We start from the raw sequence: 7,376 nt of genomic DNA on the forward strand, positions 1-7,376 counted from the left end.
CCCTACAAGGGTTGGGGGTTGGGGGGTTAGGTCTGTGTGCAAAGTGCAAAGGTGCGATGATCGCGCTGAGAAAATGGTCAATTAGGTGAAAACATTGTTATCTTTGTACTCCTAAAGCTTGACTGCAAATGACATCTATAAAATCAATAAATTGTTGTCACACAGCATTTGCCGCTTTACTGGTATTAGGGTATATATACAGTAATGATAACAAGTTTTTCAGTGCTTCAAGGAAAAATTCTGTAGATGTCTTTGCGGTGAGCAACTCGTTGGCAAATTAATGTTTTTGTTGCTTGATCGAGAGTAATGCCAATACGATAATCACCAACTCGAATCTTATATTTATCACTATAGCCCTTCAGCTTTTCAAGATATCCTAATTCAAAGGGATTCTCTGATTCAAGTTCTTGAAAGACAATAGGTTCTATGCGGCTTTGGATCTCAACTGGTAAAGCAGCAAGTTCTTTCAAGAACCTTTTGGTATATTCAACTTGCCACATTTTCTTCTTTGATTGATTGATAATATTTTAGTGCTTCATCTTTTGATAGTGCTTCTTCTTCGTCTACTTCCTCCATGAGTTTTGCTAAACCGTAATTCTCAAGAATTTCTTCAATTTTTTCAAATTCAGCGATAGGAATTTGTACGGCAATAGGTTGTTGATTTTCGTCGAGAACGTAGTTCTTGTGAACTTCAAGCATTTTAGTAATTCCTATGTGTGAAAATTTTGGTGTCAGGTAATTAGATTTTAACAGTTTATCGCGATCGCATAGATTGACTTCTCCCCCAACCCCTCTTTGAAACGGAGAGGGGAGCCGGATTTCTCCCCCTTCCCTACAAGGGAAGGGGGCTGGGGGTTAGGTCTGTGTGCGAAGTGCAAGGGTGCGATCGCAGTTCACTACCTTTACTTATCCCAAATAAGGACATCAGATAACTTTTAGTATAAATTAAATATACAAGTATGTATAGTTTTTAAACACAATATCAGGCAAAAGCTTTATATTAATAGCTTTTGTCTACTTATAGTTTATAAATAATCGTTTTCTCTACCTATTATTACTTAATCTAGATTATGCAAAAAAACGTAGCATTACGCAAAACCGATCAAGGCTGGAAATTTATTGATGAGTCTGAATTAGAAACTTTTGTTTGGGATAATTTAGAAGAAATATTTGAACTAAAGCCCTTAACGCGCCAATTATCTATAAAAGGAGAAATTTGTGACATTCTAGCAATAGGAGAAAATAATCAACTAGCTATTATTGAACTGAAAAATACAGAAGATAGATATGTGATTAATCAACTCACACGCTATTATGACAACTTATTAGAAGAAAAACCTTTAAAAACTAATGTTAATTATGATGCAGAAATTCGTCTATTAGCCATCTGTCCAAGCTTTCATCGTCATAATTTAATTGATGAAAAACACAGTAGATTAAATTTTAGTTTATTTACTTTTTTCATTGTTTATGAAAATAATGAATTTTATTTTCATTTATCTCAGATTCATAACAAATCAGAAACAAAAATTATAAAAATTAATTATCAGGAAGTCAATTTACAAAATCAAGAAAATGATAATATTCCTGAACCACCGAGATTATTATTAGATTGGTTAGGTTCTTTAACAAACACGGAAATAGAAAATTTAACAAAAATTAGACATCAGATATTAGCTTTTGACCATAGGCTAGAAGAAACAATAGTGAATAAAAGTATTATATATGCAAGTAAATATGGCAAGGATAAGATGAGAAGATGTGCAGAATTTTGTTATGATAGAAAATCAAAAAATGTACTATTATTCCTATGGCTGATTATTCCAAATCGTAAAAACCAGACTATTACCAGAATGCAGATTGATACAACTGAAGAACATCTCACCTATTGGCGATATATTCCTGTAAAAGAAGGAAGTATATCTTGGGAAAAATTAATTAATAACACGAGATTTTATATTGTTCCAGGAAATAAAGGCTGGTTTTTCAACGAGGAAGTATTTGTTGATGATATAAAATCTATAGTTGATAAGGCATTGCAAATATGGCTAGAAAGAATCAATTAAAATAACTTTAGTCGTAGGTTTGTTGAATGCAGTAAAACCCAAAATTACTTACCTTAACAAACTTTCAATATCCTCATCAGTAAAGCCAAACTGCCGAAAAATACGCAAAATATAACCAGGAGACATTTCTCTTGCACCCATATCTATCGGAACTACTCTTCTTTTACCATCAACTTCACGGGTATATAAACAATGGTCGCCTTTTCCTTGTCTATGAAATGTGCAACCTGCTTGTTCTAAAAGCTTAATTAACTCCTTTGGTTTCAGGGAAGGTATATTTTTAGGCATAAACCTTCCTTAATTCATATATCTCTGAATCTTGTTCTTTTTCTTCAACAAATAAAAATTCATGTAATTCATCTATTGAAATGGGAGATTTATAAATATTACTTTCAGACTCATAAACAATTTCAAAAGATTCAATTGCTTCTTTCAGTTTTTTAATTGCATCTTCTTGACTATCTCCCTGCCCGACAATGCCGTTTTCTAAACATAAAGCAACCCAATAGTCAGAATTCTTTCTAAGTACGACAGTATAAAAATTCATTCTTTCCTTCAACCTAATAACTATTTTTTAACGTTTCTTCTAATGTAAAAGGAGATTCTTGAGGAAAGAAATTTAATTTAATCCCTGTTTCATCAGATGCTTTGAGGCGAGCTTTTTGATAACAAACTTCAAATACTTCTGCAAGTAGAGGTTGTAAGCTGGGACTATCTTCTAATAATGTTTCAATGCAGATACGTTGTTCAGAAATGGTACTGCGCCAACTTTCACTACGTTTTTCTGGTTGATATTGCCATTTAAGCAAGTGCATTAATAGCACAATTAATCTATTTTTTAACTCGCGTTTTTCACTCCTCCCCATGCTTTCAATTTCTTCAATTAGATTAGGTATATCTATTTCCTTAAAGTTATTTTCTTTTAACTGCTGGGCAATTGTTTGTGTCCATAAGTAAAAATCTTGTTCATAAAGATTTTGTTTATTTATAAAAGATGGACTAGTCATTCACATTCCTCTTGGAAACGCTAAAAATTAGGTGGGCATAACACCCACCTAATTAAACTATACTAACAACGCCTGCTCCTCTTTAGAAATCACGCGCCCTTCATCCTCAAAACCGACAATTTGATCGAAGTTCAAATACCGATACAAATTATCTGCAAAAGGATGAATTCTACTCGCCACAATATCCAAGTATTCCTGCACTGTCGGCAGCCGTCCCAGCAGCGCACAAACTGCGGCTAATTCTGCTGAACCAAGATACACACGTGCATCTTTACCCATGCGATTATTGAAGTTGCGCGTTGAGGTAGAAAATACTGTTGTGCCATCAGCAACTCGCGCCTGATTGCCCATGCATAAACTGCATCCTGGCATTTCTGTTCTAGCACCCGCAGCCCCAAAAACGCTGTATACACCTTCTTCTTTTAATTGGTGTTCATCCATGCGGGTTGGTGGTGCTATCCACAAGCGAGTTTTTACTTCACCTGCGCCTTCCAAAACTTTCGCTGTTGCCCGATAATGACCGATATTCGTCATACAAGAACCGACGAATACTTCTTGCACTGGATCGTTAGCAACTTCTGATAATAACTTAACATTATCGGGATCATTGGGAGCAGCAACAATTGGTTCTTTGATTTCGTTCAAATCAATTTCAATTATTTCGGCATACTCGGCATCGGCATCGCCTTCTAATAACACGGGATTTGCTAACCATTCTTCCATTTTTGCCACACGGCGCAACATGGTACGCGCATCTTGATAGCCTCTTGCTATCATATTTTTCAGCAATGCTACGTTGGAACGCAGATATTCAGAAATTGTCTCTACACTCAGCTTAATTGTGCATCCGGCACAAGAACGTTCGGCGCTAGCATCGGTGAGTTCAAAGGCTTGTTCAACTTTTAAATCTGGCAAACCTTCAATTTCTAAAATTCGCCCGGAGAAGACATTTTTCTTGTTCTGCTTTTCTGCTGTCAGCAAACCTTTTTGAATTGCCACGTAGGGAATGGCATTCACAACATCGCGCAGGGTGACACCGGGTTGTAATTCACCTTTGAATCTTACCAATACTGACTCTGGCATATCTAAAGGCATCACACCCAAGGCGGCTGCAAAGGCTACTAATCCAGAACCGGCGGGGAAGGAAATACCCAAGGGGAAGCGGGTGTGAGAGTCGCCGCCAGTTCCCACGGTGTCGGGTAGCAGCATCCGGTTTAACCAAGAGTGGATGATACCATCACCGGGACGCAGGGCAACACCACCACGAGAGGCGAAAAAGTCGGGGAGTTCGTGATGGGTTTGGATGTCTACTGGTTTGGGATAAGCTGCTGTGTGGCAGAAACTTTGTATCACTAAGTCTGCACTGAAACCAAGACAGGCGAGTTCTTTTAATTCGTCGCGGGTCATGGGGCCTGTGGTATCTTGAGAACCAACGGTAGTAATGATGGGTTCGCAGGATGTGCCGGGACGCACGCCAGGTAATCCGCAAGCTTTACCTACCATTTTTTGTGCTAGGCTGTAGCCTTTGCCTGTATCAAAGGCTTGCTGGGGACGGGTGAAAACTGTGCTGTGTTCTAAACCAAGTGCAAGACGAGTTTTATCGGTGAGGGTACGTCCAATAAGTAGGGGGATACGTCCACCTGCGCGAACTTCATCGAGGATGGTGTCAGGTTTGAGGGCAAAGGTGGAAATGACTTCGCCTGTTTCGTTGGTGATTTCGCCTTTGTAGGGATGGATGGTAATTACCATGCCGGTTTCGAGTTTGGTGACATCGCACTGAATAGGCAAAGCACCGGCATCTTCTGCTGTGTTAAAGAAGATTGGCGCGATCGCACCACCTAAAACATAACCCCCAGCGCGTTTGTTTGGTACAAAAGGTATATCATTTCCCATGTGCCACAATACTGAGTTGATGGCAGATTTACGCGAGGAACCTGTACCAACTACATCCCCAACGTAAGCTACAGGATGCCCTTTTTTCTTCAGTTCGGAAATGGTTGCCAAGCTTCCCGGTTGCCGTGACTCTAGCATCACTAAGGCGTGTAAAGGAATATCCGGGCGAGTTGTGGCGCTTTGGGCGGGGGATAAGTCGTCGGTATTGGTTTCGCCAGGAACTTTAAAAACGGTGACGGTAATCGCTTCTGGAACTGTGGGGCGACTGGTAAACCATTCAGCTTCCGCCCAAGAATCAATCACCCGTTTGGCGAAAGGATTGGTTTTAGACAACTCTAAAACATCGTGGAAGGCATCATACACCAAGAGGATTTTGCTTAAAGCGTTGGCGGCGTAAGCGGCGATGGGTTCCTTTCCTTGTCCACCCATTACCAGAGGCGTTTCGGAAGAGTCGGAGAGGGATACGGTGGGCCATTGCAGCAAATCGATTAAAGATTGCACATTGTAACCACCTACCATCGTCCCCAGCAATTGCACTGCTTCTATGCGCGAAACCAAGGGACTAGTGATTTCCTTTTTGGCGATCGCAGTGAGAAATCCAGCTTTGACATAAGCTGCTGGATCGACACCAGGAGAAACGCGATCGCTCAATAAATGTAATAATATCTCCTCTTGACCCTTGGGCGGATTTTTCAGTAATTCACATAATTCTGAGGTTTGCTTCGCATCCAATGGTAAAGGGGGAATACCGAGTGCTGCTCTTTCGGCAACGTGTTTACGATATTGTTCTAGCATTTTTATATTCTCCATTGGGATGTTCTATCTTCAATTATGAAATTTTTAGGCAATACTTGGCTATAAAAGTTTAGCTTACTTTTATGATGAAAGCCTTACTGGTAATCGGTTATTAGCAACTTTTTTATACTGAAATTTTGGAACATATAAGGCAATAAAATTCGCTACTACACAAACTTTCGTCCACCTCCGTGGACTAAGAGTAAATCAAGAATTTTTAACCCACAGAGGTGGGTTTCGTTTGTATAGCCGCGACTTCTAGTCGCCAGGTGTAGCAATAATAAATTAGATTGATTGTTGGTTTAACCAAGTTTCTAAATCAGCAACACTAGAAAAATCTAGTAATGCTTCTCCTAAATTCTCTAATTGTTCAATGGATAAACCTTTAATTTGCCCGATTAATGATGCATCAATTTCACCAATACGGCGATTTAGTAGACGCAGTATTAAGTCTTGTTTTCCTTCTTGCCTTCCTTCTTGCCTTCCCTCTTCTTTGGCTTGTTCTCTGTTTCTTTGATAAAGTGGTTCTAGCCGCATAATTAACTCCCTATCATCTGCTTCTAATTCTTGGTTTACTCTCAAGTTTTCGCGCAAGTTGTAAACTAATTCGAGAGTTGCTTTCTGGTATGGATGATCTAATGGTAACGCTTGCAACTCGATAATCGCTTGTGATTGCACACTTCCCCTACCCAAAAGCCTTAACCACAAAGTCTCTGGTGTTTGCGGTAGTTGGTGTATCGCCACAATTGCTGTCCGCAAGGCATCCGGGAGAAAATGTACTCCTGATAACCAACTTTCTTTTTGCATAGTTCCAAAGCTAGACAATCTAGTTTCAGATATGGTTGGTGTAAGAACCCACAATTTGGGAATATCTGAGTCTTGAAGTTTGGTTTTATTGGCTTTAACTTCTCGTCGCAATAAAGCCTTGACTTCTAATAATTTTAAAATACAGTCGCAGATTTCATCAGTAGAAGCTGGATTGCGGAAAGGTTCTATTATTGCAGGATGTTCAGCCAATCTTCCAAGCATTCCCAATACTTGTATATTAGAGCTTTGCTGTTTGGCAGGAGTGAATAAAACATCTATTTCTTTAATCTCTCCTGAGACTTTTTCTGATGCCTTGACTTCTCCGTAATTTTTTAATAATTCTTCTAAATAGTCTTTGGCAAATTTATCATGGATAAACCTGGTCATTCAATTTTAATAGGAAGTTCTGGGTTAATGCAAAATTTTATTATATAGCAGTCCTGAATCATTCATGATGAAATAGATCCCCGACTTTTTTAAGAAGTCGGGGATCTGGAAACCTTGAATTTTCACAAATACTATTCTAAAAAAGTTAAAAGCAGATTCTATAAGCCTTTTGACTTTTGTACAGACGCGATTAATTGCGTCTCTACTTTTGACTTCCTGTTAGAGGATGTCTGAAAACTTTTTAGTGTTGTATTCGAGACTTGTAGATCCCCCTAAATCCCCCTTAAAAAGGGGGACTTTTAGAAGTTTTCCCCACTTTTCAAGGGGGGCTAGGGGGGATCGGACGAAATATTTAATACTTCTCAGACATCCTCTAAGCTCGACTTTATCCATTTTTAATTCAATCAAGCAGCGTAAACAG

Annotated in this window: 8 protein-coding genes and 1 pseudogene; 1 reads left to right on the forward strand and 8 read right to left on the reverse strand. The window is 39.0% G+C overall.

The genetic code is table 11. The features are described from left to right. Positions 1 to 227: 227 nt before the first annotated feature. Together RMY64_RS12155 and RMY64_RS12160 are read right to left on the reverse strand one after the other, a co-directional pair. On the reverse strand, positions 228 to 500 hold the full coding sequence (locus RMY64_RS12155) for a type II toxin-antitoxin system RelE/ParE family toxin (protein ID WP_322700176.1): 273 nt from the start codon (positions 498 to 500) through the stop codon (positions 228 to 230). Next, the gene (locus RMY64_RS12160; RefSeq protein WP_322700177.1) at positions 487 to 699 is read right to left on the reverse strand and encodes a hypothetical protein; all 213 of its coding nucleotides are present in this window, start codon (positions 697 to 699) and stop codon (positions 487 to 489) included. The genes RMY64_RS12155 and RMY64_RS12160 overlap by 14 nt, the downstream gene beginning before the upstream one ends. A 371-nt stretch (positions 700 to 1,070) precedes the next feature. Here RMY64_RS12160 and RMY64_RS12165 point away from each other — a divergent pair, with 371 nt between their 5' ends. After that, complete coding sequence (locus RMY64_RS12165; RefSeq protein ID WP_322685287.1) at positions 1,071 to 2,066, forward strand: endonuclease NucS domain-containing protein; 996 nt, start codon at positions 1,071 to 1,073, stop codon at positions 2,064 to 2,066. A 48-nt stretch (positions 2,067 to 2,114) separates the two neighbouring features. Here the strand turns inward: RMY64_RS12165 and RMY64_RS12170 are convergent, their stop codons facing one another. From RMY64_RS12170 to RMY64_RS12195, 6 genes and pseudogenes are all read right to left on the reverse strand, one after another. Beyond that, positions 2,115 to 2,354 (reverse strand): type II toxin-antitoxin system HicA family toxin, encoded by a 240-nt coding sequence (locus RMY64_RS12170; protein WP_322685288.1) that lies wholly within the window; start codon positions 2,352 to 2,354, stop codon positions 2,115 to 2,117. Then, positions 2,347 to 2,613, reverse strand: coding sequence for a type II toxin-antitoxin system HicB family antitoxin (locus RMY64_RS12175; RefSeq protein ID WP_322685289.1), 267 nt, complete (start codon positions 2,611 to 2,613; stop codon positions 2,347 to 2,349). Before RMY64_RS12175 ends, RMY64_RS12170 begins: the two co-directional genes overlap by 8 nt. Positions 2,614 to 2,626: 13 nt before the next feature. Beyond that, positions 2,627 to 3,073 carry a DUF29 domain-containing protein gene (locus RMY64_RS12180; RefSeq protein WP_322685290.1) on the reverse strand — a complete coding sequence of 149 codons (447 nt, stop codon included), beginning with the start codon at positions 3,071 to 3,073 and terminating at the stop codon, positions 2,627 to 2,629. A 57-nt stretch (positions 3,074 to 3,130) separates the two neighbouring features. Next, complete coding sequence (gene acnB / locus RMY64_RS12185) at positions 3,131 to 5,761, reverse strand: bifunctional aconitate hydratase 2/2-methylisocitrate dehydratase (RefSeq protein ID WP_322685291.1); 2,631 nt, start codon at positions 5,759 to 5,761, stop codon at positions 3,131 to 3,133. Between the two features lie 285 nt (positions 5,762 to 6,046). Further along, complete coding sequence (locus RMY64_RS12190; protein ID WP_322685292.1) at positions 6,047 to 6,955, reverse strand: DUF4351 domain-containing protein; 909 nt, start codon at positions 6,953 to 6,955, stop codon at positions 6,047 to 6,049. Between the two features lie 219 nt (positions 6,956 to 7,174). After that, positions 7,175 to 7,376, reverse strand: a pseudogene (locus RMY64_RS12195) (hypothetical protein); the annotation flags it as partial.

The organism is Nostoc sp. DedQUE08, from assembly GCF_034530895.1.
In the GTDB taxonomy this organism is placed as follows: domain Bacteria; phylum Cyanobacteriota; class Cyanobacteriia; order Cyanobacteriales; family Nostocaceae; genus Nostoc.

What these genes read in the sequence shown, in the direction of transcription:
- RMY64_RS12155 (WP_322700176.1), bottom strand. Translation starts at nt 500, where the DNA reads ATGTGGCAAGTTGAATATACCAAAAGGTTCTTGAAAGAACTTGCTGCT.
- RMY64_RS12160 (WP_322700177.1), bottom strand. Translation starts at nt 699, where the DNA reads ATGCTTGAAGTTCACAAGAACTACGTTCTCGACGAAAATCAACAACCT.
- RMY64_RS12165 (WP_322685287.1), top strand. Translation starts at nt 1,071, where the DNA reads ATGCAAAAAAACGTAGCATTACGCAAAACCGATCAAGGCTGGAAATTT.
- RMY64_RS12170 (WP_322685288.1), bottom strand. Translation starts at nt 2,354, where the DNA reads ATGCCTAAAAATATACCTTCCCTGAAACCAAAGGAGTTAATTAAGCTT.
- RMY64_RS12175 (WP_322685289.1), bottom strand. Translation starts at nt 2,613, where the DNA reads ATGAATTTTTATACTGTCGTACTTAGAAAGAATTCTGACTATTGGGTT.
- RMY64_RS12180 (WP_322685290.1), bottom strand. Translation starts at nt 3,073, where the DNA reads ATGACTAGTCCATCTTTTATAAATAAACAAAATCTTTATGAACAAGAT.
- acnB (WP_322685291.1), bottom strand. Translation starts at nt 5,761, where the DNA reads ATGCTAGAACAATATCGTAAACACGTTGCCGAAAGAGCAGCACTCGGT.
- RMY64_RS12190 (WP_322685292.1), bottom strand. Translation starts at nt 6,955, where the DNA reads ATGACCAGGTTTATCCATGATAAATTTGCCAAAGACTATTTAGAAGAA.